Genomic DNA, 25,245 nt, shown 5'->3' with positions numbered 1-25,245 from the left:
TTCGTGAGCCTAACGTCGACCAATAAATTGTGCTATGTCGATAATGAACTCATTTATGTCAATAGATGTCATATTAACCCGTCTATAATGGGCGTATCTGTAAATAGCCGCAGATCATAAGGAGACTCGGTCCGCATTCGGCCGGTTCTGCCGGAAGAGCTTTAAACACCGTTACCAAGGAGGAACTCAAGAGATGTTTAAGCGTCATGTAAACGTTCGTATGAAGGTGCTTGGTCTTGTCTTAACCGGAGGTTTAGCCTTTTCTCAGCTAGCATTCGGTTTCGGAGAATCCAAGCCGCCGGGGGTGGAGATTAAGGAATTCAGCCTGCTGGACACGGCTTCCGATCTTGTCGGATCGGATTTTTTCAAGCCGGAGGGCTATAAGGACGGCCATTTCCAATTAAAGCTCCAATTGCAAAACAAAACGGTGATCCGTTCCGTCGTCCTGCGCACGACGAACGAATACGGCAAGGATGCATCCAAGGGGATATGGCGAACGAACCGCCTTACGGCCGGCTGGCTGCTCGGAATCGTGCAGAACAAGACCGTTACGACCGAAACCGGTACTAAGGTGGAAAGCGAAATCATTAATCCCGGCTTTCGGGACGATGTAAATGAGCCGGTCGGCGAATTCGAAGGTGATCTTGTGTTCGATCTATATGCCAGCAATAACGGACACAAAGGCTCCATCACAGAGTCGCAATACTTCGTTCTCGAGATCGAAACCCCGGAAGGGACGGTTGCCTCCAAGCCGATCAAATACAAGAAGCCGATGATCGCCGAAGGCGCCTCAAACGCGCCGACAACACCTAGTGCGCCGAGCCCGAGCACGCCGTCCACACCAAGTGCGCCGGCCCCAAGCACTCCGTCCGCACCAAGTACGCCGGTCCCAAGCACGCCGAGCCCAAGCACGCCGACGGTGCCCAGCAGCCCAAGCACGCCGCCTCCGGGCTCAGGGCCGGCTGTGCCGCCGCCTTCGTCTCAACCGACGACCCCGGTACCTTCGGAGGGACCGGAGATTCGCGTTTATATCAAAGGGCAAAAGGTTCAGTTTGACGAAGCGCAGCCGCTGCTGAAGGACGGTTCGACGCTCGTCCCTTTCCGCAAGCTGTTCGAAGCGCTGGGTTTTACTGTGACGTGGAAGGAAAATGAAGGGGTTCGACAAGCGATCGGAACGAAAGACGGCCTTACCATCGAACTGACGATCGACAGCCAGACCGCCAAAGTGAACGGCCAAGAGACGGCATTAAGCGTACCGGCCCAAATCATTTCCGGACATACGATGGTTCCTTTGCGCTTTGTGGCCGAGAACAGCGGTCATAATGTGACGTACTCGAGCGCGAACGGCATTGTGACGATTCGGGTCGAAGAGGCGGCGCAAGCCCCGAGACCGGCCCCCGGAACGCCTCAGCCGACGACTCCGCAGCCAACACAGGATATGACTGTCGAGCCCTATGTAGTGAAGGGCTATGTGCGCGACTCCGAAGGGAACCCTATAGCCGGAGCCAGAGTACAAGTGGATAATACATTTACGCCCGACAGTAATATCCTCGGCGTGACCGATGAAGCCGGATACTATCGTCTCGAGCTGCCGCAGGTTGCCACGACTTGGCGGTTAAATGTCAACTTTACGAAGGTTGTTGGCAGCAGCAGCTTCAGCTACAATTTGTATGCGGACGGAGATGTGCCCTTCGCCGGGAATACCGGAGCGGTCCGTCACGTCACCTGGCAAAATAAAGACGGGTACTTATATGTATATCCTCATTACTTCTCTTTTAAAGACGATCAGCCCGAGTTTCATGTTGAGGATGTGGAGCTTACGCTCATCCCGTTGGATGGAAGCTACTCCAAGCCGATCGTCAAGCGCCTCGGTCGGATTAACGATGTAATCGGGGTGGATCAACTGCCGCTTGCACGCTACAAAGCTTCCGTCCGCTGGCTGCCGCCCGGTCATGACCCGATCCCGATGCTGATCCGGCTCAACAAAACGGGTGCCTTTGCCGAATCCGTCGAGTTTGAATTCGGGGGACAACAAAACGTGCCCGATCCCGTCAATTATAAAAAAGAGTTTGAAATCCGTGTTTAACCAAAGTGGAAAAAAGAACAAGACCTTACCGGACAGCCGGTTAAGGTCTTGTTGCCACACCGTGTAACTTAGAGATGTTACAGTGGAATCCTATGGGTGCTGAACCTGAAGCTCCATCATATAGTCATGGCTAAGGATTCCTCTGCGTTTGCTGAAATCAAATTCAACCGACTCCGCAAATTTCCCCTCGCCTTCGATTTTGATCAGCATAGGGATAGGCTTGCTGCCGCTCGGCAGCCATCTTGCAGTAGCCTTATAACGGCCGAGCGGGATTTTGTCTATCCCTTCCCCTGCAACCTCCATCGGTCCGCAGCGTTTTACGATCTTTTGACCGGCACTGCCGCCAATCATCGGGCCAACAGGCTCCAACGTCAATTCCAAATCGGTCAGATTGAACTGCGGCAGGCCGTCTTCGAAGGAAAAGTGATCGGGGTAGACGTAAATGTACCCGAGATCGTTTTTCCATGTAAAATTTCGAATCGCCCCTGTATTTCCCGCAAACGGCCGGTCCCCGTCAGCGATCAAATCGAAATCATAGGTTTTGCCGCCAACTTCCATCGAGAATTCGCCGGTCATCCTCCAAGTCGTGGCTATGGCCGGCAGCTCCAGCCGGTAGTATCCGTTATCGTCCGTGACCCCCAAAATGCTGCTGTCGTAAAGTAAGGTATTGTCGGCATAGACCGAAACGCCGGATAGCGGATTGCCCGCTGCGTCACGCACATATCCTTTGACGACGTAAGGCTCTGCCGCTTCTTGGGCCTGAGGCTGCTTCGGAGGCTGAGCCGATCCTGCAACGCCTTGTTCAATCCGGATCGTTGCCGTATGGTTTGCCTGCTCAAACGATACCTGATACCCGCTGTTCTCCGCCACAAAGCGCAGCGGGACCATCGTATGTCCTTCAATCATTTGAGCGGGAACTTCCAATGGCACACTCTTATCATTTACGGCTGCGGTAGTGCTGTTAATCGTCAATTGGATGTTCAGACCATCCTTGGTACCAACCGCCTGCCGAGCGTCGTCTTTCCAGCTTACCGAGAAGCCGAGCGTTTCAAACAGCTTCCGGAAAGGTACCAGCGTGGAGCCGTCTTTTAAAACAGGCTGGACCTCATCAAATTGCAGCTCTTGACCGTTGAACAGGACGCGAATAACGGGACCTTCCGCGTTGGATTCCGGCAATAAGACGGGGGCCGGCTGGCCTGAAGGGATGATCGTACCTAACCCCGGAGCGGCGGCTTCCACAACCGGCGTTGTTCCGGAAATGGCGAGGCCGCCCGCCAATACCAAGCTTGTAACCCGACGAAATGCGATAGAGCTTACATGGTTCATTTGCATTACCCTCTCCTCTTGATTCTTTTTGGGCCGAATGTTTCGGATCATTAGACATGACAGGTTGATTATAGATAGGGTAATACGACATCTTCTGCCATATATAGAGTCGTTATCGAAGGAAATATCGTGAAGTCGGTTGTCCGGTTGACCATAATAGAGGGGCTTCCCGATTTTAGTTGTTTTTTTATAAAAAAGGTTAAACCGTTAAAAAGACGGCCCGAGCGGGCGGGTGATATATTCATCTTGTCAAAACGAACAACACTTTGAAGGAAACGAGAGGGGAAGCGGAAATGAAAAAAGCGGTAACGATGCTGCTTGCACTTGCATTTGCCGTCGGCGTAACGGCCTGCGGCGGCGGTGCGACGAAAAACGAGGCTCAGGGCGGCGCAGCGACGGAGAACAAAACGGAGGCGAAAACCGAAACGAAGTCGGACGGCAAAAAGGTAGGCATCTCGATGCCGACCAAATCGTCGGAACGCTGGGTAAGCGACGGCTCGAACATGGTCAAAGAGTTCGAAAAGCTCGGGTACAAGACAGATCTTCAGTACGCCGAGGACGTCATCGAAAACCAGGTGTCGCAAATCGAGAACATGATCACGAAGGGCGCTAACGTGCTCGTCATCGCTCCGATCGACGGGGAGTCGCTGACGGATGTGCTGAAAAAAGCGGCCGCCGCGAAAATTCCGGTCATCGCCTATGACCGGCTTATCAAAAAAACGGAAAACGTCAGCTACTATGCGACGTTCGATAACTTCAAGGTCGGCGTGCTGCAGGCCTCCTATATCGAAAAGGCGCTCGGCCTGAAGGACGGCAAAGGCCCGTTCAACATCGAGCTGTTCGCCGGCTCCCCGGACGACAATAACGCTTATTTCTTCTTCGACGGCGCCATGTCGGTCCTGAAGCCTTACATCGACAGCGGCAAGCTGGTCGTCCGCAGCAAGCAGACGAAGATGGAGCAGGTCGCCACGCTGCGCTGGGACGGAGCCACCGCTCAGGCGAGAATGGACAATCTGCTGAGCGCGAACTATGCGAAGGATAAGGTGGATGCGGTTCTGTCGCCTTACGACGGAATCAGCATCGGCATCCTGTCCTCGCTGAAGGGAGTCGGCTACGGCAAAGACCCGAGCAAGCCTCTTCCGGTCATTACCGGCCAAGATGCGGAGCTGGCCTCCGTCAAATCGATCATCGCCGGCGAGCAGACGCAAACGGTGTTTAAAGACACCCGCGAGCTGGCGAAAAAAGCCGTGCAAATGGCCGACAGCGTGCTGAAGGGTCAGAAGGCCGAGGTCAACGACGAAAAAACGTACAACAACGGCGTGAAGGTCGTTCCGTCCTACCTGCTGGAGCCGGTCTCCGTAGACAAATCCAACTACGAGCAGGTGCTCGTCGGCAGCGGCTACTACAAGAAAGAGCAGCTCGGCAAATAACAGTCCGTGATCGGAAGTCCGGTGAATCATTAGCGGAGAGGGGCGGAATCGTTTCGGAGAAGCGCAAGCGGTCGCCTTTGTCCTCGGATTCCACCGCTGAATAGCGGTTTAATAAAGAAATCCGAGGGCAAGAGCGATCGGAGGAACGATCCGCACCCGAAGCGAGCAGTTATTCACCAGATTTTCAGATGAAATGATTTAGTGATGGGCCGCTCTGCCTTGCGGGCCGTCACTAAATCATTTATTACATTATGAAAGCTCGGTGATCGCATGGCGAAGGTCATTTTGGAGATGGCGAACATAACCAAAACGTTTCCGGGCGTCAAAGCGCTGGAAAACGTCAATTTGAAGGTCAAGGAAGGCGAAATACATGCGCTGATGGGGGAAAACGGGGCGGGCAAATCGACATTGATGAAGGTGCTGAGCGGCGTTTACCCTTACGGGACGTACGAAGGGGACATTTTGTTCGAGGGCGAGGCTTGCCGGTTCAAGGACGTCAAGATGAGCGAGCAGCGCGGCATCGTGATCATTCATCAGGAGCTGGCGCTGATCCCGTATTTATCGATTGCGGAAAATATATTTCTCGGCAACGAACGCGCCCGAAGAGGCATTATCAATTGGAACCGCACAATGGTTCAGACGAAGCAGCTGCTGGCCAAGGTCGGCTTGAACGAGTCGCCTGACACATTGATTACGAATCTCGGGGTCGGCAAGCAGCAGCTGGTCGAAATCGCCAAGGCGCTGGCCAAAGAGGTGAAGCTGCTCATTCTCGACGAGCCGACCGCCGCCTTAAATGAAGAAGACAGCGAAAATTTGCTCAAGCTGCTGCTGGAATTCAAAAAGCAGGGCATTGCGTCGATCCTCATTTCCCACAAGCTGAACGAAATTTCCAAAGTGGCGGATACGATAACGATTTTGCGCGACGGCAAGACGATCGAAACGCTCGATATGAAGGAAGTGACGGAGGACAGGATCATCAAGGGTATGGTCGGCCGCGATCTGACGCAAAGGTATCCGGTGCGTGAACCGAAGATAGGGGGCGACCTGTTCGAGATCAGCGGCTGGTCGGCATACCACCCGCTTCATCCCGAGCGAAAAGTACTGCACGACATTCATCTAAAGGTGCGGAAGGGCGAAATCGTCGGCATCGCCGGCCTCATGGGAGCCGGGAGAACGGAGCTGGCCCGCAGCATTTTCGGAAAATCGTACGGCAAAAAAATTACCGGCCGCATGATGCTGGACGGCAGGGAGATTCAGGTGAATTCGATCAGCGAAGCGATCGATCGCGGGATCGCCTATGTGACGGAGGACCGCAAAAACGACGGCTTGATTTTGATCGACGACGTGAAGCGCAATATATCGCTGGCCAGCCTGAACAAATTGTCGAAGCGTACGGTGGTCGACGAGAACCGGGAAATCGCGGAGGCGGAAACGTTCCGGAAAAAGCTCAATATCAAAACGCCGAGCATTCAGCAGAAGGTCGGCAACCTGAGCGGCGGCAACCAGCAAAAGGTCGTGTTAAGCAAATGGATTTTGGCGGAGCCCGTGCTGCTCATCCTGGACGAACCGACGCGCGGAATCGATGTAGGCGCCAAATATGAAATTTATACGATCATTCAGCAGCTGGCGGCGGAGGGCAAGGGCATTCTCATGATCTCGTCGGAGCTGCCGGAGATTTTGGGCATGTGCGACCGGATTTATGTGATGAACGAAGGGAAAATCACGGGGGAAATAGACGGCCGGGAGGCCACGCAGGAAAAGCTCATGAGGTTTATGACCAGAAGCGGAGGTTAGTCGTATGGCTACGATAGCAAATTTATTCAAAAGCAACATCCGTCAATACGGGATGATCATCGCGCTTGTGTTCATCTCGCTGTTTTTTCAAATAATGTCCGACGGCATTCTCCTGAAGCCGCTAAATATTACGAATCTGATTTTGCAAAACAGCTATATCCTGGTGCTGGCGATCGGGATGGTGCTGGTCATCATTACAGGGCACATCGATTTGTCCGTCGGTTCCGTAGCCGCTTTCGTCGGTGCGGTGTCCGCCATTTTGATGGTCACGATGAAAATGCCGGTCATCCCGGCGCTGATCGTTTGCCTGCTGATCGGCGCTCTGGTCGGGGCCTGGCAGGGATATTGGATCGCGTATGTCCGCATCCCTTCGTTTATCGTGACGCTGGCCGGCATGCTGCTGTTCCGCGGCCTGACGATGATTGTCCTGAAAGGCCAGTCGATTGCGCCATATCCGAAAATGTTCCAGGGCATCAGCTCCGGCTTCCTTCCGGCCGGGTTTCATTTGGGGGAGCTGCACGGGCTGACGATACTGATCGGCATCGTGCTGTCGGTACTGCTCATTGTCAGCGAATGGAGAACCCGCAGCGCGCAGCTCAGCTATCAATTTGAAGTGATGCCGTCCGGGCTGTTTTGGGCCAAATTGCTCGCTCTTGTCGTTATTATTAATGTGTTTACTTACGTGCTGGCCACCTATGAAGGAATTCCGAATATTTTGATTCTGATGTTTTTGCTGATTGTGATTTATACGTATGTGACGGGCAGAACTGTGATGGGCCGGCACGTTTACGCGCTTGGCGGAAACGAGAAGGCGGCGGGTTTGTCCGGGGTCAAAACAAAGCGGGTGACGTTTTGGGTATTCGTCAATATGGGCGTGCTCGCAGCGTTGTCCGGCATTATTTTTGCGGCACGGCTCAATGCGGCGACGCCGAAAGCCGGCGTCAATTTCGAGCTGGACGCGATTGCCGCCTGCTTTATCGGCGGCGCGTCCGCTTCCGGCGGCGTCGGGACGGTCGTCGGTGCGATGATCGGCGGACTTGTCATGGGCGTGATGAACAACGGGATGTCGCTCATCGGTCTCGGCATCGACTGGCAGCAGGGCATCAAAGGGCTGGTGCTGCTGCTCGCCGTAGGCTTCGACATTTACAATAAATCGAAGACCAACTGATCTGCAGCTTGTACGGTTATAGGCTGATTTCATATTCGCCATGTACATACAAGTGATCCGCTGGTATAATGAATGGAAAACAATTGCGAATGCGGGTTTTGAGGTGCGGCATGGCGGATAAGACGACTCCCAAATATGTACAACTGAAGCAGGAGATCATGCAGTGGCTGAACTCCGGCAAATTTAAGGCGAACGAGCAGATGCCTTCCGAGCACGAGATTGCCGGGATGTTCCGAATGAGCAGGCAGACGGTGCGCCAGACGCTCGGCGAGCTGGAGAAGGAGGGCTGGCTTTACCGGGTGCAGGGAAGAGGCACGTTCGTCTCCGATACGCAGACGAAGCCGGTTCATGATATGCTGCTGATCGGCATGATGACGACATATATATCGGACTATATATTCCCCCATATCGTGCGCGGAGCGGAGTCGCTGCTGCGCAGCAAGGGGTACAACCTGATGCTGTCGAGCACCGACAACGACAAGGCGAAGGAAACGGAAAGCCTGCGCCTCTTGCTCGGTCAGCCTGTACGGGGCCTGATCATCGAGCCGACAAAAAGCGCGCAGGGCAATCCGAACTTGCCGCTCTATTTGTCCTTGCAGGCGAAAAATATTCCGTTCCTGATGATCAACGAGCGGTATCCGGAGCTCGATTGCCCGTGCCTGCGGGTAGACGACGAGGTTGGAGGCTATAGGGCTGCCAGCCGGCTGATTCAGCTCGGGCACCGCAGGATCGCCGGTTTTTTCAAAACCGACGATTTGCAGGGAACGAGGCGGCTGAAGGGCTTCGTTCGCGCGCTGCGCGAGGGCGGGCTGCCGTTTCATCCCGATACGGTGATCCCGTACGCCACGGAAGAGAAAGCGACGAAGCCGTTCGAAGCGGCTTTGTCGATGCTGGCCGGCGAGGAGCGGCCGACCGCGCTTGTTTGCTACAACGACGAGCTGGCCGTCCATCTGCTGGAGGCGGTGCGCCGTCTGGGCCTGAGCGTGCCGGGCGACCTGTCCGTCATCGGCTTCGACGATTCTCCGCTGGCGACAGCGACCGAGGTGAAGCTGACGACGCTCGCTCACCCGAAAACGAAGATGGGCGAGGATGCGGCGCGCCTGCTGCTGCAGATGATCGACAAGCGGGATGCGGCCCATGCCGGCGATATCGTCTATACACCCGAGCTGGTCGAGCGGGACTCGACCGGAGCCGTATAACCCGAGGCTGTCGCATGCCCAAGCTTTGAAGTCAATTCCTTGGCCTGTCCCGCCGATTAATCGACAGCCTCAACCTGTCCGTCACAAGAGGTACGGACAGGTTATTTTTTTAGCGAAAAAAGTGTGGAATAAATGTACGTACAAGTATATAATGAAAACGGAACAGTTTTTATGCGAAGGGAGAGGGTGTACAGCATGCTGGAGCAGTTGAAGCAGGAGGTGCTGGAGGCGAATCTCGATTTGCCGAAGTACCGGATGGTCACGTTTACTTGGGGAAATGTAAGCGGTATCGACCGCAGCGAAGGGTTTGTCGTGATCAAGCCGAGCGGCGTGCCGTATGAAGAGCTGAAGAGAGACGACATGGTCGTGGTCGATCTGGACGGCAACGTGGTGGAAGGCAAGCTGAAGCCGTCCTCCGACACGCCGACGCACCTCGTTTTATACAAGGCGTTTGAGAAAATCGGCGGGATCGTTCACACGCACTCCCCGTGGGCGACGAGCTGGGCGCAGGCGGGTCTCGGCATTCCGGCGCTCGGTACGACGCATGCGGATTATTTTTACGGCGAGGTGCCGTGCACGAGAGCGATGACGGAGCAGGAGATCAAGGGCGCCTATGAGCTCGAGACAGGCAACGTAATTGTCGAAACGTTTCGCGAACTCGACCCGATGATGGTTCCGGGAGTGCTCGTGAACAGCCACGCGCCGTTTACATGGGGCAAGGATGCGCATAACGCGCTGCACAACGCGGTCGTGCTGGAGGAAGTGGCGAAAATCGCCTCGCGTACCCTTATGCTGAAGCCGAATGTGCCGCCTATGGACCAGAACTTGCTGGACAGACATTTTTTGCGCAAGCACGGGGCCAATGCCTATTACGGACAGAGCAAGAGCTGACAGCTCCAGCTGGAGGCTGCGATTTCATATAGAAGGGAAGCTGACTTATGGGGAAAAAATATGCGATCGGCATTGACTACGGTACTCAGTCCGGACGCGCCGTCCTGGTTGACCTTGCGGACGGGACGGAGGTGGCGGACCACGTCACGCCTTATCCGCACCAGGTCATCGACGAGGTGCTGCCGGAGTCGGGCGTGAAGCTGGAGCACGACTGGGCGCTGCAGCATCCGGCGGACTACATCGAGGTGCTGCGCCGCTCGGTACCGGCCGTTGTGCGCGAATCCGGCATCGATCCGGCCGATGTGATCGGCATCGGCATCGATTTTACCGCGTGCACGATGCTGCCGGTGAACGAAGCGGGAGAGCCGCTTTGCCTGCTGCCCGCCTTCAAGGACAACCCGCACAGCTGGGTGAAGCTGTGGAAGCATCATGCGGCGCAGGACGAAGCGAACCTGATCAACGAGATCGCGGCAAATCTCGGCGAAGTGTGGCTGCCCCGGTACGGCGGCAAAATTTCGTCCGAATGGATGGTCGCGAAGGTGTGGCAAATTTTGAACGAGGCGCCGGACATTTACAATCAGACGGACCGTTTCCTCGAAGCGACCGACTGGGTCGTCTACAAGATGACCGGACAAGTGACGCGCAACAGCTGCACCGCGGGGTACAAGTCGATTTGGCACAAACAGGACGGCTATCCGAGCCGGGAATTTTTCATGGAGCTCGACCCGCGGCTGGCCAACCTGACCGAGACGAAGCTGCGCGGCGAAATCGTGCCGCTCGGCACGAAAGCGGGCGAGCTGACCGCCGAGATGGCGGAGATGATGGGCCTGAAGGCGGGCACGGCCGTCGCCGTCGGCAATGTCGACGCGCATGCCGCCGTGCCGGGAGTCGGCGTCGTGACGCCGGGCAAGCTGGTCATGGCGATGGGCACCTCGATTTGCCATATGCTGCTCGGCGAAGAGGAGAAACAGGTCGAAGGCATGTGCGGCGTCGTGGAAGACGGCATTATTCCGGGTTATTTCGGGTATGAGGCAGGCCAATCGGCGGTCGGGGATATTTTCGAGTGGTATGTGGAGGAAGCGGTTCCGGCTTACGTGAAGGAAGCGGCTCAGGCGGAAGGCGTCAGCGTTCATGAATGGCTGGAGAAAAAGGCATCCGCCTACAAGCCGGGCGAGACGGGGCTGCTCGCGCTCGACTGGTGGAACGGCAACCGCTCGGTGCTCGTCGATACCGATTTGACGGGGCTGCTCATCGGCTGCACGCTGCTCACCAAGCCGGAGGAAATTTACCGCACGCTGCTGGAGGCGACCGCGTTCGGCACGCGCAAAATCATCGACGCGTTTCACTCGAACGGAGTGGAAGTGAATGAGCTGTACGCCTGCGGCGGGCTGCCGCAGAAAAACCGGCTGCTGATGCAGATTTACGCCGACGTGACGAACCGCGAGATCAAGGTTGCGGCTTCGAAGCAGACACCGGCGCTCGGCGCGGCGATGTTCGGCGCGGTGGCGGCCGGCAAGGAGAAAGGCGGCTACGATTCGATCGTCGATGCGGCCAAGCAAATGGCGCGCGTCCGCGAGGAGTCGTTCAAGCCGATTCCGGAAAACGTCGCCGTCTACGAGCAGCTGTACCAGGAGTATACGAAGCTGCACGATTATTTCGGACGCGGCGAAAACAACGTGATGAAGCGTCTCAAGGCGATGAAGGAGCAGGCCGCCCATTAAGCGGGATTTTTATATGGAAAATTAAACATAGTTCAGGAGGACTCATTCCATGTTCAAAGTGAAACCTTATCAGTTTTGGTTCGTGACGGGCAGCCAGCATTTGTACGGCCCGGAGACGCTCGAGCAGGTTGAGCGGCATTCGCGCACGATGGTCGAAGGCCTCGATCGCGACGCAAGCATCCCGTTCCATCTCGTATTCAAAGAGGTGCTGACGACGCCGGATGCGATTCGCCGTTTGATCATCGAAGCGAATGGCGACGACAGCTGCGCCGGAATCATCACCTGGATGCATACGTTCTCCCCGGCCAAAATGTGGATCGCCGGCCTGTCGCAGCTGCAGAAGCCGCTGCTGCACTTGGCGACGCAGTACAACCGCGATATTCCATGGGAAACGATCGACATGGATTTCATGAACCTCAATCAGGCTGCGCACGGCGACCGCGAGTACGGCTTTATCGGCGCGCGCATGGGCATCGCCCGCAAAGTCGTCGTCGGCTACTGGGAAGACGCCGCCGTTCGCGGGCGGATCGGCAGCTGGATGCGCACCGCCGTCAGCTTTGCGGAAAGCCGCCAGCTGAAGGTGGCGCGCTTCGGCGACAACATGCGCGAGGTGGCGGTGACCGAAGGCGACAAGGTCGAGGCGCAAATCCAGTTCGGCTGGTCGATCAATGGTTACGGCGTAGGGGATCTCGTGCAGCGCGTCAACGCGGTATCCGATGCGGATCTGAACCGTTTGATGGAGGAGTACGAGGACCGCTATGAATTCGCGGCCGATGCGCGGGAAGGCGCGAAACGCGATGCGATCCGTTACCAGGCCCGGATCGAGCTGGGGCTTAAGTCATTTTTGGAGGAAGGCGGATTCGGGGCGTTCACGACGACGTTCGAGGATCTGCACGGCCTGAAGCAGCTTCCGGGACTTGCCGTACAGCGGTTGATGGAGCAGGGCTACGGCTTCGGCGGCGAAGGCGACTGGAAAACGGCGGCGCTGGTGCGTTTGATGAAAATTATCGCGAACAACGAAGGCACTTCCTTCATGGAGGATTACACCTACCATCTCGATCCGAACAACGAGCTCGTGCTCGGCGCGCACATGCTGGAGATTTGCCCGACGATCGCGGCGAACAAACCTCGCCTTGAGGTGCACCCGCTCGGCATCGGCGGCAAGGAAGATCCGGCGCGCATGGTGTTCGACGGCCGTTCCGGCGCTGCGCTGAACGCGTCGATCATCCACCTCGGCAATCGCTTCCGTCTGCTCGTGAACGAAGTCGACGCGGTGCAGCCGGACAGGGCGATGCCGAAGCTGCCGGTCGCCCGCGTGCTGTGGAAGGTGCAGCCGAACCTGAAGGACGGCGTGGAGTCGTGGATTTTGGCCGGCGGCGCGCACCATACCGGCTTTTCGTACAAGGTGACGACGGAAAACCTGCTCGACTTCGCCGAAATGACCGGCATCGAATGCGTCATCATCGATAAAAACACGTCCCCGCTCGCGCTGCGCAATGAGCTTCGTTTGAGCGATCTCGCTTGGCGGCTAAGATAAGTTGAAGTGAAAAAGGCAGCTCCTTTCGCCTGTAATCGGGCGATCGGGACTGCCTTTTTGCTATCCGCTGCTGCCTGCATGCGCCTCCGGGCCAACCGTCCGCGTTATGCTTTCGCTTGAGGTGAATCGGGGCTGAGCTGCATGAACTCGATCCGGTTCCCGTCGGGGTCCTTGACCCAGCACTGCCAGTTCGTGTCACGGCCTTGCTTCGGCCCGATAAAGACATCGATACCGTGAGCGGTCAAATGGTCGGCGATCTTATGGATGTCGTCCACCTCGAAGCACAGATGATAATACCCAACGTTGTCGCGGTTGAACGCGTATGGATGAACGCCGTCGTAAAACAGCTCGATAAACTGACCTTCGGCAACCTTCAAATAAATAAGCGCGGGCGTTCCGTCCGGTTTGGGGAGCTCGAACACCTTTTGAAAACCGAGCACTCCGCAGTAGAAACGTAAAGACGTTTCCATGTCCTTCACAATATATGCCGCATGGCCGATACGTTTGATCATTGGCACATCGCTCCTTGTATGATTATGGACCCACCGTCTTCCTTCCGCTTTTGCTCCTTCCTCTCTTATGCTTTTGTTTCTGTCGCTTCTCCCCTCATTATAACGCCGCTTGCGGTTTCGGAATAGGACAATTTCTTTGGAAATAGAATGGTAAAAGGGTGTTTTCAACGGACAGGACCATGGAAGGAAGCAGTATAACAGTACGGCGTACAAGAACATGCTGTCCAACGAACTCCAAAAAACAGGGAGGTGCGGCCGATTGGAGACGGTTGGAAAACCGATTCCCAGAGTTGAATCGGGCGACAAGGTGACCGGTTTCGCAAAGTACACGAACGATACCGAGTCTCCCGGCATTTTGCACGGTTGGCTGGTTACCAGCCCCTACGCACATGCGAACATCATCCGTATCGACACGTCGCAAGCGCTGCAAGTCAGCGGCGTGATAGCCGTCATTACCGGCGACTATTGCCCGGTGCTTACCGGCAGCGTGCTTGCCGACCGGCCTCCTTTGGCTTACAAAAGGGTGCGCTATTACAGCGAGCCGATCGCCGTGGTGGTGGCCGAATCGGAGCATATCGCAAAGCGGGCCTCCCGCCTGATCCGCGCCGAATTCGAGCCGCTGCCGGTCGTGAATTCGCCTAGCAGCGCACTTCGGCCGGATGCCCCTTTGATTCATGAAGATTTGGGCAGCTACAAAATTTACGGCGACGTATACCCCGTTCCCCGTACAAACATCGGCAACCATGTCAAAATCCGCAAAGGCGACTTGCAGGCAGGCTGGGCGGCCAGCGAAGTGACGGTGGAAGCGACGTTCGCTTTTCCGACGTCCGATCACAGCGCCATGGAACCGCGCTGCTCCATCGCCGAGGTGATGCCGAGCGGTCTCGTTCAGGTGCAGACGTCGACGCAGGACCCATATATCATCAAACGTTTGTTTCAACGGTATTTTGGCGTTGATGAATCGAACGTCATCGTGCATGTGCCGTTTGTCGGCGGCGGATTCGGCGGGAAAGGTTCGGTTCAGCTCGAATACATCGCCTACCTTGCTTCAAAAGCGTGCGGCGGCCGCCCGGTCAAAATCAACAATACCCGCGAATCGGACATGGTCAGCTCTCCATGCCATATCGGGCTTGAAGCGAAGGTGAAGCTCGGGGCGACGCGGGACGGAAGACTGACCGCAGCGGAGATAACCTTCATGTTCGATACCGGCGGATATACCGATCAGGGGGCGGTTGTGACGAAAGCCGCAGCCGTCGACTGCACGGGGCCATACCGGATCGACAACGTATGGTGCGACTCGCTTTGCGTGTACACGAACCATCCTTATGCCACCTCGTTTCGCGGCTTCGGCCATCCGGAGGCGCATTTTTGCATGGAGCGGATGATGGATATGCTTGCGAAAAAGCTGCGGATGGACCCGCTGGAGCTGCGGCTTCTCAACGCGATCCGCCCGGGCGACACGACGCCGACGCAAGCTCCGCTGGACCGCAGCAACGTCGGCGACCTGCCTGAGTGTATCGCCAAGCTGAAAGATCTCATCGGCTGGGACGGAGGACGGGTCACCCGGGTAGGTCCGAACCTGGTGAGAGTGAAGGGGATGGCTTGCGTCTGGAAAACGTCGAGCGCCGCAATGGATGCAGGCTCCGGTGCAATCATTACGTTCAATCATAACGGCATCTTGAATTTGAGCGTCGGCTCCGTTGAGCTGGGGCAGGGCAACCGCACGATTATGACGCAAATTCTCGCCGAACGGATGAAAATGAAAGCAAACGAGATACATATCAAAATGGACATCGATACGCAGATTACGCCGGAGCATTGGAAAACGGTGGCCAGCAGCAGCACGATGATGGTCGGACGCGCCGTGCTGGCTGCGGCGGAGGATGCCATTGTCCAGCTCAAGCAAAACGCGTCGCTTGTGCTGAAGCGGTCTCCCGAGGAGCTGGAGGTCGGCCACGGCAAGGTGTACGTCAAAGATAACCCGGAAGTCAGTCTTGAAATCGGCGATGTCGCGGTCGGCTATAAAAATCCGGACGGCAGCGTCACCGGCGACCCGGTGATCGGGCGCGGAAAATTCATGTACCATTTCCTCACGATACTCGATCCGGAAACGGGTAAAGGCATACCCGGTCCGCAGTGGACCGTCGGCGCGCAGGCGGTCGAGGTCGAGTTCGACACACGCGAGTTCACGTACAGGTTCCTTAAAGCAGCATCGGTTTTCGACGCCGGAAAAGTAATCAACGAAGCGACGGCGCGGGGCCAGATCATGGGCGGCATGAGCATGGGACTGAGCTTTGCCAGCCGTGAAGCCTTTTTCTTCAACGAGGAGGGGGTGGTGCGTAATGCGCAGCTTCGCACCTACAAGCTGATCCGCTTCGGGGAAAATCCGGAGTATTTGGTCGACTTCGTGGAGACGCCTTTTGCGGAAGGTCCCTTTGGAGCGCGCGGCATCGGGGAATACGGCACGATCGGGATGGCGCCGGCGCTGGCGAACGCTTTATCCGCAGCCGCCGGAGTCGAGTTGAACCGGCTGCCGCTGACGCCGGAGCTCATTTGGCGAACACATTTGGCCGATAAGGAGGGAGGCCGGTGATTTCGTTTGATTTCGAATATTACAAGCCGGCTTCCGTCGGAGACGCGGTTCGCCTGTTTCAGCAGGCGGATATGCAGGGCAAGCAGCCGCATTATTATTCCGGCGGTACGGAAATCATCTCGCTGGCGCGGCTCGATCATCTTTACACCGGGGCTGTGATCGACATCAAAGCGATTCCCGAAATGAACGTCATGCAATTTCAGGGCGACCGGCTAATCATCGGCGGGGCGGTGACGCTTTCGGCAGTGTCGGATTCCGGGGTATTTCCGCTGCTCGGAGAAACCATACTTGATCTGGCCGATTTTACGAACCGAAACAAAATTACGGTCGGCGGCAATCTGTGCGGCAGGTTCGTTTTCCGCGAAGCGCTGCTGCCGTTTTTGCTTGCCGACAGCGAGGTCGCTTTGGCCGGACCGGGGGGCTTCCGCCGCGTTTCCATTCATGAGATTTTAAACGGCGAGCCGCGGCTCGGCAGAGGCGAGCTGCTTGTGCAAATCGCTACGGACAGGCGCTACGTCCACTTGCCTTTTGTCACGGTGAAACGAACGAAGCTGGAAAAAATCGACTACCCGATCGTCCGTATCGCCGCTTTGAAAACGCCGTCCGGCATTCGCGCGGCATTCAGCGGCGTCAGCAGGATCCCCTTTCGTTCGCTGCAGGTGGAAGGGGCGCTTAACGACCGGGCGCTGCCCCTCGCGCAGCGTGTGGAAAACGCCATCCGGCTGTGGCCTGCGCCGATTACGCAGGACATGTTCGCGTCCTCGCAATACCGGGTGTTTGTGCTGCGCAATACGCTGCTGGATGTGATGACGGCTTTGGAAGGAGTGAACGTATGATCGCACACGGAACAGGCAAAAGCGAAATCGAACTGCTGATCAACGGGCAGCGGCGTGGCGTTACGATCCGCTCCGCCGACACGCTGCTGCGCGTGCTGCGCGAGCAGCTCGGGCTGACCGGCGCCAAGGCCGGCTGCGAAAACGGCGACTGCGGCGCCTGCACGGTGATCGTGGGTAAGCTGCCGATCAAATCGTGCATGATGCTGGCGATCGAGGCGGTCGGCAGCAGCGTCACGACCGTCGAAGGCCTGCAGGGCGCGCCGATCCAGCAGGCGTTCATCGACAAATTCGCGTTCCAGTGCGGATTTTGCACGCCGGGATTTATTATGCTGTGCCATGCCTTGACGTTAAACCGCCCGGACGCGGACGAAGAAGTTATCGAGGAGTGGCTGCAGTCGAACATTTGCCGCTGCACGAGCTATCAGGAGATCCGTGCGGCCGTCCTTTCGGTGCTGGAAGGCAAATGAAGGCTCCCTTGCGTGCTTTATGGCCGTCAGCGTTTTTTCTTCCTTCTGCCGATCTCCTCGGTAACGACAAACGCCAGCTCCTCGTTGCCGTAAAGCGACAGCACGCCCAGCAGCGTTTGATCCGGAATATGCTCCGATTCTTCCTTCGGTACGGTTAGCTCGACAGCTTGCAGCAGTGCGGGGCTGACGGCTTGGTCCGGGTAAGCGCGCTCGTACAGCTCCGCCGGGTCCAGATCGTGGTTGACGCACCACTGGGCGAACACGAGGATCATCATCTGTTCGTCACGCTGGTAATTGCGGATAATCTGCGCCTCGACATCTTTCGGGTCCATTGATCATTCTCCTTGTAAGAGGTAATATGGGACATTATAGCGAAAAATGCGGGGTGTCCACAAATGATCGTTAATGAAAAAATCAAAGCGTCCGAGGTTCATCTCACCGGCGTGAACGGCGAAGATTTGGGGGTCGTTCCGACGGCGGAAGCTTTGGCGATGGCGAGGAAGCTCAAGGTGGATCTGGTGTGCACGTCTTTGATGGCCAGTCCGCCGCCATGCAGGCTGATCGGCGCGGGGGCGGCGAAGCAGGAGGCGCAGCAGGAGCGCAAGCTGGAGCGGCCGGCCAAGCTGAAGGAAATCCGTCTGACGCCGCAGATCGAAGATCACGACTACGATACGAAAAAACGTCAGGCGGAAAAGATTCTGCTTGCGGGAGATGCGGTGAATCTGGTCGTCGCGGTCCGAGGCAAGGAGGGAGCGCAGGCGAAGCAACTGCTGGAGCGACTGATGAGGGAGCTTCGCCATGCGGGACGGGCCAAAACCGGCATCCAGCTCAGCGGCAAGCAGGCGGCGGTGGAGCTGGCCCCACTGACGTAAGGGTGGAGCGGGATGCGGGCGGGCAGGTCGCAGCAGGCAGGGGCGATGCTCGTCCTGTCCGGGAATGGCGGAACTTGAACAGGCAAAAAGCGGACAGGCCGCCGCAGGCAAGGACGCAAGTTATCGGGCTAGATCCCGGTATGCTCATCCCGCTTGCCCCGCTCCTCAGGTTCATAAAGGAACTGTAGTGCGTTAAACTACCCGTTTCAGGTGGTCCGGCAACAATAAAGGAACTCAGGTGCGTTATTTGCGTTTATTGCCGGTTCAAATGCCAGTTTTCCCCGATTTAGCGCATCTCAGTTCCTTTATTTTTCCAGATATGCCCGTTTTCCCAAAATTAGCGAACGTCAGTTCCTTTAAGCCGCCGCGGCGATAACCCGGACGCTATAAAGACCTATCGACGGAGACAGGAGCCCGCGTTCCGCTGCGAAATCCGGCAACCGGACAGCGGAGCCCAGTCCCCTCGAATCATCCGGCGACAGATGCAATCGTAGTTGCACGATTATGCGCGAAATAACGTGTCCAGCCGGGACTTGCCCTTCCTCTCCAGCCATGCGTCGAAGCTCATCAAATTCGGGTGCAGCTTGCGTAAAGCGGGGATATCGACTTCGTAGCCGTCACCGTTCAACCACTCGTACAAGCGGGCGAGCACCTCGTTTTGCCCGCGAACCGTCTCGATCGGGATGGGGACGTACCGGATGGAACGGCCTAGCGCGCGGCTGATGGAAGCGGCAATATCGGGAGGCGTAACCGCGTCCCCGGCGATTTCCAGCGTTTTTCCGAGAAATTCGTCCGGATGAGCAAAGGCGAGCCGGACGAAAACGCCGATATCGTCCACGGAAATAAGCTTGACCGGCACGTCCGGCAGCGTCGGTTCGGCCAATGTGCCGTGCTGAATGCCGGAACGCGGATCCGCGTAATTTTCCATAAATCCGGACGGACGTAAAATCGTTGCCGGAAGGCGGAGCTCACGGAGATATTCTTCGATCTCCCATTTCGCGAGGGAGCGAAAGCGGGCCTGGCGGTCCGCGCCGCCGACCGACGAGTAGACAAAGTGCCGCACTCCGGCGGCTTTTGCGGCGTCCGCGGCATTTTTGCCCATGCGGATTTCCCGGGCGTCGGCTGCAGCGTTCGGAGCCCATTCGGGCGGCTGCACGCTGAACACGCCGTACGCGTCACGCATCGCCGCTTCGAGCGAAGCGCGGTCCTCCATGTCGCCCGCGGCAAGTTCGGCGCCGGCCTCTGCGAGCGCCCTGGCCGCTTCGCTGTACGCGTCCCGCGTAAACGCCCGCACATGCCAACCGTCCGCAAGCAGCTGCCTCGCCGCCGCCCCTCCTTGCTGCCCGGTAGCCCCGAGCACCAAAATCGTTTTATATTGTCCGGTCATTCCAGATTCCTCCCTATCAGGTTTAAGTGATCTCCGCCGCCATTTGGCAAATGCGGGGTCTGTTGATATAGTAAACTTACAAGCCGCGGGTCGAAAAGAACGCAAAATGTTTACGCATAGCCGCATCAAGGAGCGTTACTATATTTTAGTAAGTGAATTGGGGTGTGCAGGGTGAACGGGAATGAAGATTTCATGTGCCTAAACGCGGTTCGGGAAGCGCTCAAGGTGATTGACGGAAAATGGGCGTTTCCGGTCATCGGCCAGCTTTATTACGGTTCGCAGCGATTTAACGGGCTGAGGAGAAGCTTGGGCGGAATCAGCATCAAATCGCTGACTATCGTTTTGCGCCATCTGGAGGAGCTGCAGGTCGTCCGCCGGCAAATTTTTCCGACCGTCCCGGTTACGGTAGAGTACTCCTTGACCGAAAAAGGCCGGGAGTACAGGGCGGTTCTTATGCAGATGCGCCGCTGGGGGGAGAAATGGACGATTGACAGCGGCAAATAAAAGAGCCGGCCTGCGTTCGAGAAGGATACGCCGTTTTGTGGGAGAAGCTGCGTCGGGCCGACATCGTGATGACGTACATGTACGATCAAGGCTGCATACGAAATTTCATTTTTCCCGATAATAACGGGATTCAACTGGCAGTGGCATGGCCTAGGAAGGCGGGGAAAGCGGGGGCATGTCAGTTGCTTGCAGGCAGGGTACGCGAATTAGCACAAAAATTGGTATTATCGCTTCCGTAATCGCTATAAAGCATTCTATAAACGCAAAAACTGGTATTACTCCGATACAAACACCATCACAATCGGGCATAGGAGGCATAATAAACCAAGCGATTGTGATTATCGCATCGAATCAGAGGAATTTATCCTCGAACAAGCCAAGTTTTTCATATTATTCCGCAGCCTTCCGGTAAATGTCCGAGCCAGAGCCGGCGAATGAACAACAAACAAAGCCGCCGGCATTTGGCCTGCGGCTTTGTCGCATACAGCTTATCGAATCGATTGCAGATGCTCGGCGAGACGATCCCAAGTTTCGGAAACTCCTTGCTCCATACCCATCTCCAGAACCTTCTGGAGCGCTTCGGCGGAGGCGTAACGGGCGCGGCTCACAAGCTTTGTTTTGCCCCCTTCTTGTTCGATAAAGGTCAAAGTGACATGCGACGAAGGCATTCCTTCGATCTCATTCCCTTCGGCATCCGAGAAGAAGTCGGTCATGACGATTTTCTCCGGAACGACGATTTCATCATAAACCGCTTTGCCCCAGGACTCCATTCCGTAATAGTCTCCATGATTTTTGTCGACGCATTTCATGCAGTAGTGCCATACTCCGCCCGGACGAAAGTCGACGTTGCATACGGGCAGCTCCCAGCCGCGGGGCCCCCACCAATGTTTCAAATGCTCAGCCTTGGAAAACGCTTTGAATACAAGCTCGCGCGGGGCATCGAAAACACGCTCCAAAATCAATTCCTGTCCTTCCGCCTTAACTGACATTTTGTTCGTCATCATAGTTCCTCCGTTTTTAAGATGGTTTGTTTTCTTTCGCCCGCAGCTTTTGCAGGTAATTCTCAAGAGCGTCAAAACGTTCGTCCCAAACTCCCCGGTAAGTTTCAAGCCATGCATCCAAAGCCTGGAACGGCTCCAGACGAAGCTTGTAATTCCGGCGGTTTGCTTCAGGCTGCACCTCGACCAGTCCGGCATCCAGCAGCACGTGCAGATGCTTCGAGGCTTGGGGCTGGCGAATGCCGAGCCGGTTGGCAATATCGCCGACCGTCATAGGGCCGTCGAGCAGGAGCTCTACGATTCGCAGCCGATTAGGTTCCGCCAATGCGCTGAATGTTGTTATATCCATGATGACATCATTCCTTTACTGAACCCGGGCCGGATATTCGCATAGGGTCCGGCGCGGGCGTCCCGGTTCGTTTCCATCATATCAAGCCGCCTCGCTTTTTGGAATCATTATCTTGCTTGGATTGAATATACCATATAGAGAATATTCCTGTCAAGGAATATTATGAATGTGGCCGTTGACAGGAGACGGCCTAATAAAATTTTTCCACGCGGGAAGGAATTTACAAATGTTCAAAGAATACATTTTTAGGGAAACTTATTTTTTTCACTGGAAAAAGTAATGAAAATCGGGGTCAATATGAAAATGAGAGCCATTACATTTAATCAAGCGGCGCGAACCGGCAATCTTCAACTGATGAAAGAAATCAATCAGTCGCTGATCTTTAACGCGATTCGCGAGAAGGGCCCGCTGTCGCGTTCGCAGCTGGCGAAGGACTTGTCGCTCAGTCCGACGACCGTCACCGTCATCGTCGATCGTTTGATGGCGGGCGGTTTTTTGATGGAGGTCGGCAAAGGAGATTCAAGCGGCGGGCGCAAGCCGGTGCTTGTCCAGCTGAAGCCCGGCGCAGGCATGGTGATCGCGATCGATCTGGACCAGGAGACGGCCGCGATTCTGAACATGAACGCGGAAATACTGCTGACGCGGGATATTCCTCCGTTCGGGCCGGACAACCTGGTTGAGGTGCTGATCCGGCTCATCAGGGAAATGGTCCGCGAGTTCCGGCAGATGGACGCTTTGCGCCTGATCGGGATCGGCATCGCCGTTCCGGGCATCATCGATCTGGATAAAGGCAAGGTCATCACCGCCGCCAATATGAAAATATACCATTTGTCGCTCAAGGAAGAGCTGGCGAAGCATTTTCAGGTGCCGATTTTGCTGGAAAACGACGCGAATGCGGCGGCTTATGGGGAGTTTTTGTACGGGCGCAGCCGGGGCGTGCCGAACTTCCTTTACCTGCATGTCGGCAAAGCGGTCGGCGCAGGGCTGTTTCTATCCGGCAGCCTGTTTACCGGAGGGGGCGGCGGTGCCGGCGAATTCGGGCACGTCACGGTGGATCACGCCGGACCGGTATGCCATTGCGGCAACATCGGATGCCTCGGCGATATGATCAGCGCCCCGATTTTGATGGACAAATGGCGCGAATGGACCGGCGGCGGGGAGCCGCCCGCCCTGCCGGAGCTTGTTGCGCTCAGCAACCGGGGCGACAGCACGGCTGTGCGGATCATGGAATACGCCGGCGAGCTGCTCGGCCGGGGTATTATCACGCTTGTGCATCTGTTTAATCCGTCGTTGATCATTATGGGAGGTGAGCTCGCTTTAGACAATTCAGTGCTGATGAGCAAAGTAAACCGGCTTGTGCAATCGCGCACGATGCCGATGTTTTCCGAGCACGTGCAGATTTTGGAAAGCGTGACCCGGCTTCACGCCGGCATCGTCGGCGCCGGATCGCTTGCGTTAAATCATTTCTTCAACAATATTCAATTTGAATCCATCGAATGGGAGGACGCACATGTTTAAGATCGGTTTGGTAGGAGCCGGCGTGATGGGCCAGACGCATCACCGAAGTTACCGGCAGCTGGCGGATGTGAAGATCGCGGCGGTTTGCGATATCGACGAAGAAAAAGCGGGAAAGATCGCCGGGGAATGGGGAGCCGCCGTTTATTCCAGCCTGGAAGATATGCTGAAACATGCGGACATCGACGCTGTCGACGTTTGCCTGCCGACGGATTTGCACCGGCAGGCGGTGGAGCTTGCGGCGGCTTACGGCAAACATGTCTTCTGCGAGAAGCCGATCGCGCTTACCGTGGAGGACTCCGAAGCGATGATCGCGGCATGCCGCAAAGCGAACGTCACGTTTATGGTCGGCCATGTCGTGCGCTTTTTCCCGGAATACCGCTCGGCGAGGGAGCAGCTGCTTTCCGGCAAGCTCGGAACGCCGGGCGTCGTCCGGACGATACGGTCCGGCGCATTCCCGCTCTGGTCGGACTGGTTCGCCGATTACTCGAGAAGCGGAGGTCCGCTCGTCGATCTCGCAATCCACGATTTCGACTATTTGCGCTGGTGCTTCGGCCCGGTCAGCCGCGTCTTCAGCCGCACGCTCGGCGGCCGCCTCGAAAAAGCGGACCATTCGCTGACCGTGCTGCGCTTTGAAAGCGGTGCAATGGCGCACGTCGAAGCGAGCTGGGGATACCCGCAGGGTGCGCCTTTCCAGACGTCGATCGAAATCGCCGGGACGAAAGGGATCGTGCAGTACGACAAGGACAAATCGAACTCGATCGTACAGTTCGGCGGCAAGCAGCCCGTCTCCTGGGACAGCCCGCTGGCGATAAGCCCGTACGCGCTCGAACTGGAGCATTTTATCCGCTGCGTGCAAACGGGCGAGACTCCGCTCACATCCGGCGAGGAAGCGCTCGAGTCGCTTAAAATCGGACTTGCAGCGCTGGAATCGTCAAAAACCGGAAAGCCTGTACAACTGGAGGTCGAACCGAAATGAACGAACTGCGAATCGGACTGATCAGCTTTGCCCATACCGGCCATGCCAACAGCTACGCGAAGGCGCTGCTGGACATTCCCGGCGTCAAGGTCGCCGGCGTTTACGACGACGATGCGGAGCGGGCCGAAGCGGCGGCAAGCCGTTTCAAAACGGCGAGGTTCGGCGACTACGCGGAGCTTCTCGATCAGGTGGATGCGGTCGTCATCTGCTCCGAGAACAAGAAGCATTATCCGCTTGCGATGGAAGCTGCGCGCGCCGGCAAGCATATTCTCGTCGAAAAGCCGATCACGACCGTAGGGGAGGAGGCGCGCGAGCTGATCGATCTGTGCGCTTCAATGCGCCTTGTGCTGCAAACCGCTTTCCCGGTGCGGGTGAACGCGTCCGTGCAAAAGGCGAAGCGGCAGATCGAAGCCGGCGACATCGGCGATATCGTGGCGATTGCCGCGACGAACCACGGCAAAATGCCCGGCGGCTGGTTTACCGATCCCGAGCTTGCCGGGGGCGGAGCGGTGCTCGATCATACCGTGCACGTCGTCGATCTGATGCGGTGGTTTTTGCAAAGTGAAGTAAAGGAAGTGTACGCCGAGGCGGGCACCCTGCTGCACGACATCCCGGTGGACGATTGCGGTTTGCTGTCGATGACGTTCGAGAACGGCGTGATCGCCACGCTCGACACGAGCTGGTCGCGGCCGGAATCGTTCCCGATATGGGGCGACGTGACGATGCGTTTTATCGGCACCAAGGGTGCGCTGCATCTTGACGTCTTTTCGCAAAACGGCAGCATTTGGGAAAACGGCGCTGCGAACACTCACCGCTACATAGGTTGGGGAGACAACTCCAATGCGGCGCTCGTCGAGGAGTTTGTCGCCAGCATCCGCGAAAACCGCGACACGGCGATTACCGGCCTTGACGGCCTGCGCGCCGCCGAAGTGGCATGGGCCGCTTATGAATCCGCCCGTTCAAACGATGTCGTTCAGGTGAAGCATTATTAAATTTTAAGTTCCGTTTCGGTTTGTCCGGGCGATATGCCGATAACGGCGTATCGCCGGGCTCCGGAATTATGGCCAGCAAGCGTTGCTCA

22 protein-coding genes are annotated in these 25,245 nt (G+C 56.6%); 16 read left to right on the top strand and 6 right to left on the bottom strand.

The window, feature by feature from the left end; genetic code table 11:
* The first annotated feature begins 193 nt into the window (after positions 1 to 193).
* On the top strand, positions 194 to 2,086 hold the full coding sequence (locus MYS68_RS17170) for a stalk domain-containing protein (protein ID WP_248927006.1): 1,893 nt from the start codon (positions 194 to 196) through the stop codon (positions 2,084 to 2,086).
* 90 nt (positions 2,087 to 2,176) lie between these two features.
* Here the strand turns inward: MYS68_RS17170 and MYS68_RS17165 are convergent, their stop codons facing one another.
* The gene (locus MYS68_RS17165; protein ID WP_248927005.1) at positions 2,177 to 3,412 is read right to left on the bottom strand and encodes a stalk domain-containing protein; all 1,236 of its coding nucleotides are present in this window, start codon (positions 3,410 to 3,412) and stop codon (positions 2,177 to 2,179) included.
* Between the two features lie 293 nt (positions 3,413 to 3,705).
* On the opposite strand from MYS68_RS17165, the gene chvE reads away from it, so the two are divergent.
* The 7 genes from chvE (at position 3,706) to araA (ending at position 13,152) form a co-directional block, all read left to right on the top strand.
* Positions 3,706 to 4,842, top strand: coding sequence for a multiple monosaccharide ABC transporter substrate-binding protein (gene chvE / locus MYS68_RS17160; RefSeq protein WP_248927004.1), 1,137 nt, complete (start codon positions 3,706 to 3,708; stop codon positions 4,840 to 4,842).
* Positions 4,843 to 5,112: 270 nt separating this feature from the next.
* Positions 5,113 to 6,636: a multiple monosaccharide ABC transporter ATP-binding protein gene (gene mmsA / locus MYS68_RS17155; protein WP_248927003.1), complete on the top strand. Its 1,524-nt coding sequence runs from the start codon at positions 5,113 to 5,115 to the stop codon at positions 6,634 to 6,636.
* A 4-nt stretch (positions 6,637 to 6,640) separates the two neighbouring features.
* Complete coding sequence (gene mmsB / locus MYS68_RS17150) at positions 6,641 to 7,804, top strand: multiple monosaccharide ABC transporter permease (protein ID WP_248927002.1); 1,164 nt, start codon at positions 6,641 to 6,643, stop codon at positions 7,802 to 7,804.
* A gap of 110 nt (positions 7,805 to 7,914) precedes the next feature.
* On the top strand, positions 7,915 to 9,003 hold the full coding sequence (locus MYS68_RS17145) for a GntR family transcriptional regulator (protein ID WP_248927001.1): 1,089 nt from the start codon (positions 7,915 to 7,917) through the stop codon (positions 9,001 to 9,003).
* A 195-nt stretch (positions 9,004 to 9,198) separates the two neighbouring features.
* On the top strand, positions 9,199 to 9,894 hold the full coding sequence (araD, locus tag MYS68_RS17140) for an L-ribulose-5-phosphate 4-epimerase (RefSeq protein WP_248927000.1): 696 nt from the start codon (positions 9,199 to 9,201) through the stop codon (positions 9,892 to 9,894).
* 47 nt (positions 9,895 to 9,941) lie between these two features.
* On the top strand, positions 9,942 to 11,615 hold the full coding sequence (locus MYS68_RS17135) for a ribulokinase (RefSeq protein ID WP_248926999.1): 1,674 nt from the start codon (positions 9,942 to 9,944) through the stop codon (positions 11,613 to 11,615).
* 49 nt (positions 11,616 to 11,664) lie between these two features.
* The gene (gene araA, locus MYS68_RS17130; RefSeq protein WP_248926998.1) at positions 11,665 to 13,152 is read left to right on the top strand and encodes an L-arabinose isomerase; all 1,488 of its coding nucleotides are present in this window, start codon (positions 11,665 to 11,667) and stop codon (positions 13,150 to 13,152) included.
* Between the two features lie 104 nt (positions 13,153 to 13,256).
* Here the strand turns inward: araA and MYS68_RS17125 are convergent, their stop codons facing one another.
* Positions 13,257 to 13,664, bottom strand: coding sequence for a VOC family protein (locus tag MYS68_RS17125; protein WP_248926997.1), 408 nt, complete (start codon positions 13,662 to 13,664; stop codon positions 13,257 to 13,259).
* A 217-nt stretch (positions 13,665 to 13,881) separates the two neighbouring features.
* On the opposite strand from MYS68_RS17125, the gene MYS68_RS17120 reads away from it, so the two are divergent.
* Genes MYS68_RS17120 through MYS68_RS17110 form a run of 3 tightly spaced genes read left to right on the top strand, consistent with a single transcriptional unit; the run spans position 13,882 to position 17,560 of the window.
* A complete protein-coding gene (locus MYS68_RS17120) occupies positions 13,882 to 16,257 on the top strand; it encodes a xanthine dehydrogenase family protein molybdopterin-binding subunit (RefSeq protein WP_248926996.1) in 2,376 nt (791 codons plus the stop codon).
* Positions 16,254 to 17,093, top strand: coding sequence for an FAD binding domain-containing protein (locus MYS68_RS17115; RefSeq protein ID WP_248926995.1), 840 nt, complete (start codon positions 16,254 to 16,256; stop codon positions 17,091 to 17,093). Before MYS68_RS17120 ends, MYS68_RS17115 begins: the two co-directional genes overlap by 4 nt.
* On the top strand, positions 17,090 to 17,560 hold the full coding sequence (locus MYS68_RS17110) for a (2Fe-2S)-binding protein (protein WP_248926994.1): 471 nt from the start codon (positions 17,090 to 17,092) through the stop codon (positions 17,558 to 17,560). The genes MYS68_RS17115 and MYS68_RS17110 overlap by 4 nt, the downstream gene beginning before the upstream one ends.
* A 26-nt stretch (positions 17,561 to 17,586) precedes the next feature.
* On the opposite strand, the gene MYS68_RS17105 is transcribed toward MYS68_RS17110, so the two are convergent.
* Entirely contained in the window at positions 17,587 to 17,892 is a 306-nt protein-coding gene (locus tag MYS68_RS17105) for a hypothetical protein (protein WP_248926993.1), read from the bottom strand.
* 63 nt (positions 17,893 to 17,955) lie between these two features.
* Between MYS68_RS17105 and infC the strand changes: the two genes are divergently transcribed.
* On the top strand, positions 17,956 to 18,432 hold the full coding sequence (gene infC / locus MYS68_RS17100) for a translation initiation factor IF-3 (protein WP_248926992.1): 477 nt from the start codon (positions 17,956 to 17,958) through the stop codon (positions 18,430 to 18,432).
* Between the two features lie 502 nt (positions 18,433 to 18,934).
* Here the strand turns inward: infC and MYS68_RS17095 are convergent.
* Positions 18,935 to 19,819, bottom strand: coding sequence for an NmrA/HSCARG family protein (locus tag MYS68_RS17095; protein WP_248926991.1), 885 nt, complete (start codon positions 19,817 to 19,819; stop codon positions 18,935 to 18,937).
* A gap of 171 nt (positions 19,820 to 19,990) precedes the next feature.
* On the opposite strand from MYS68_RS17095, the gene MYS68_RS17090 reads away from it, so the two are divergent.
* A complete protein-coding gene (locus MYS68_RS17090) occupies positions 19,991 to 20,323 on the top strand; it encodes a winged helix-turn-helix transcriptional regulator (protein ID WP_338043582.1) in 333 nt (110 codons plus the stop codon).
* A gap of 488 nt (positions 20,324 to 20,811) precedes the next feature.
* On the opposite strand, the gene MYS68_RS17085 is transcribed toward MYS68_RS17090, so the two are convergent.
* Both MYS68_RS17085 and MYS68_RS17080 read right to left on the bottom strand, forming a co-directional pair.
* Positions 20,812 to 21,327 carry an SRPBCC domain-containing protein gene (locus MYS68_RS17085; RefSeq protein WP_420852132.1) on the bottom strand — a complete coding sequence of 172 codons (516 nt, stop codon included), beginning with the start codon at positions 21,325 to 21,327 and terminating at the stop codon, positions 20,812 to 20,814.
* Between the two features lie 13 nt (positions 21,328 to 21,340).
* Positions 21,341 to 21,670 (bottom strand): ArsR/SmtB family transcription factor, encoded by a 330-nt coding sequence (locus tag MYS68_RS17080; protein WP_248926990.1) that lies wholly within the window; start codon positions 21,668 to 21,670, stop codon positions 21,341 to 21,343.
* A gap of 303 nt (positions 21,671 to 21,973) precedes the next feature.
* Here MYS68_RS17080 and MYS68_RS17075 point away from each other — a divergent pair, with 303 nt between their 5' ends.
* The 3 genes from MYS68_RS17075 to MYS68_RS17065 are packed head-to-tail and all read left to right on the top strand — an operon-like array spanning position 21,974 to position 25,156.
* Positions 21,974 to 23,188: an ROK family transcriptional regulator gene (locus MYS68_RS17075; protein ID WP_248926989.1), complete on the top strand. Its 1,215-nt coding sequence runs from the start codon at positions 21,974 to 21,976 to the stop codon at positions 23,186 to 23,188.
* Positions 23,181 to 24,164 carry a Gfo/Idh/MocA family protein gene (locus MYS68_RS17070; protein WP_248926988.1) on the top strand — a complete coding sequence of 328 codons (984 nt, stop codon included), beginning with the start codon at positions 23,181 to 23,183 and terminating at the stop codon, positions 24,162 to 24,164. The genes MYS68_RS17075 and MYS68_RS17070 overlap by 8 nt, the downstream gene beginning before the upstream one ends.
* Entirely contained in the window at positions 24,161 to 25,156 is a 996-nt protein-coding gene (locus MYS68_RS17065) for a Gfo/Idh/MocA family protein (protein ID WP_338043581.1), read from the top strand. Before MYS68_RS17070 ends, MYS68_RS17065 begins: the two co-directional genes overlap by 4 nt.
* Positions 25,157 to 25,245: the final 89 nt, after the last annotated feature.

Origin of the sequence: Paenibacillus hamazuiensis (assembly GCF_023276405.1) — a bacterium.
Lineage (GTDB): Bacteria > Bacillota > Bacilli > Paenibacillales > NBRC-103111 > Paenibacillus_AF > Paenibacillus_AF hamazuiensis.
This window is presented reverse-complemented; position numbering and strand designations above follow the sequence as displayed.

Bases quoted from the DNA above. Each gene is read 5' to 3' on its own strand.
- araA (WP_248926998.1), top strand. From the start codon at position 11,665: ATGTTCAAAGTGAAACCTTATCAGTTTTGGTTCGTGACGGGCAGCCAG.
- chvE (WP_248927004.1), top strand. From the start codon at position 3,706: ATGAAAAAAGCGGTAACGATGCTGCTTGCACTTGCATTTGCCGTCGGC.
- MYS68_RS17125 (WP_248926997.1), bottom strand. From the start codon at position 13,664: ATGATCAAACGTATCGGCCATGCGGCATATATTGTGAAGGACATGGAA.
- MYS68_RS17085 (WP_420852132.1), bottom strand. From the start codon at position 21,327: ATGATGACGAACAAAATGTCAGTTAAGGCGGAAGGACAGGAATTGATT.
- infC (WP_248926992.1), top strand. From the start codon at position 17,956: ATGATCGTTAATGAAAAAATCAAAGCGTCCGAGGTTCATCTCACCGGC.
- MYS68_RS17095 (WP_248926991.1), bottom strand. From the start codon at position 19,819: ATGACCGGACAATATAAAACGATTTTGGTGCTCGGGGCTACCGGGCAG.
- MYS68_RS17105 (WP_248926993.1), bottom strand. From the start codon at position 17,892: ATGGACCCGAAAGATGTCGAGGCGCAGATTATCCGCAATTACCAGCGT.
- MYS68_RS17145 (WP_248927001.1), top strand. From the start codon at position 7,915: ATGGCGGATAAGACGACTCCCAAATATGTACAACTGAAGCAGGAGATC.
- MYS68_RS17080 (WP_248926990.1), bottom strand. From the start codon at position 21,670: ATGGATATAACAACATTCAGCGCATTGGCGGAACCTAATCGGCTGCGA.
- MYS68_RS17120 (WP_248926996.1), top strand. From the start codon at position 13,882: ATGCTGTCCAACGAACTCCAAAAAACAGGGAGGTGCGGCCGATTGGAG.
- MYS68_RS17135 (WP_248926999.1), top strand. From the start codon at position 9,942: ATGGGGAAAAAATATGCGATCGGCATTGACTACGGTACTCAGTCCGGA.
- mmsB (WP_248927002.1), top strand. From the start codon at position 6,641: ATGGCTACGATAGCAAATTTATTCAAAAGCAACATCCGTCAATACGGG.
- MYS68_RS17065 (WP_338043581.1), top strand. From the start codon at position 24,161: ATGAACGAACTGCGAATCGGACTGATCAGCTTTGCCCATACCGGCCAT.
- MYS68_RS17070 (WP_248926988.1), top strand. From the start codon at position 23,181: ATGTTTAAGATCGGTTTGGTAGGAGCCGGCGTGATGGGCCAGACGCAT.
- mmsA (WP_248927003.1), top strand. From the start codon at position 5,113: ATGGCGAAGGTCATTTTGGAGATGGCGAACATAACCAAAACGTTTCCG.
- MYS68_RS17075 (WP_248926989.1), top strand. From the start codon at position 21,974: ATGAGAGCCATTACATTTAATCAAGCGGCGCGAACCGGCAATCTTCAA.
- MYS68_RS17110 (WP_248926994.1), top strand. From the start codon at position 17,090: ATGATCGCACACGGAACAGGCAAAAGCGAAATCGAACTGCTGATCAAC.
- MYS68_RS17165 (WP_248927005.1), bottom strand. From the start codon at position 3,412: ATGAACCATGTAAGCTCTATCGCATTTCGTCGGGTTACAAGCTTGGTA.
- araD (WP_248927000.1), top strand. From the start codon at position 9,199: ATGCTGGAGCAGTTGAAGCAGGAGGTGCTGGAGGCGAATCTCGATTTG.
- MYS68_RS17170 (WP_248927006.1), top strand. From the start codon at position 194: ATGTTTAAGCGTCATGTAAACGTTCGTATGAAGGTGCTTGGTCTTGTC.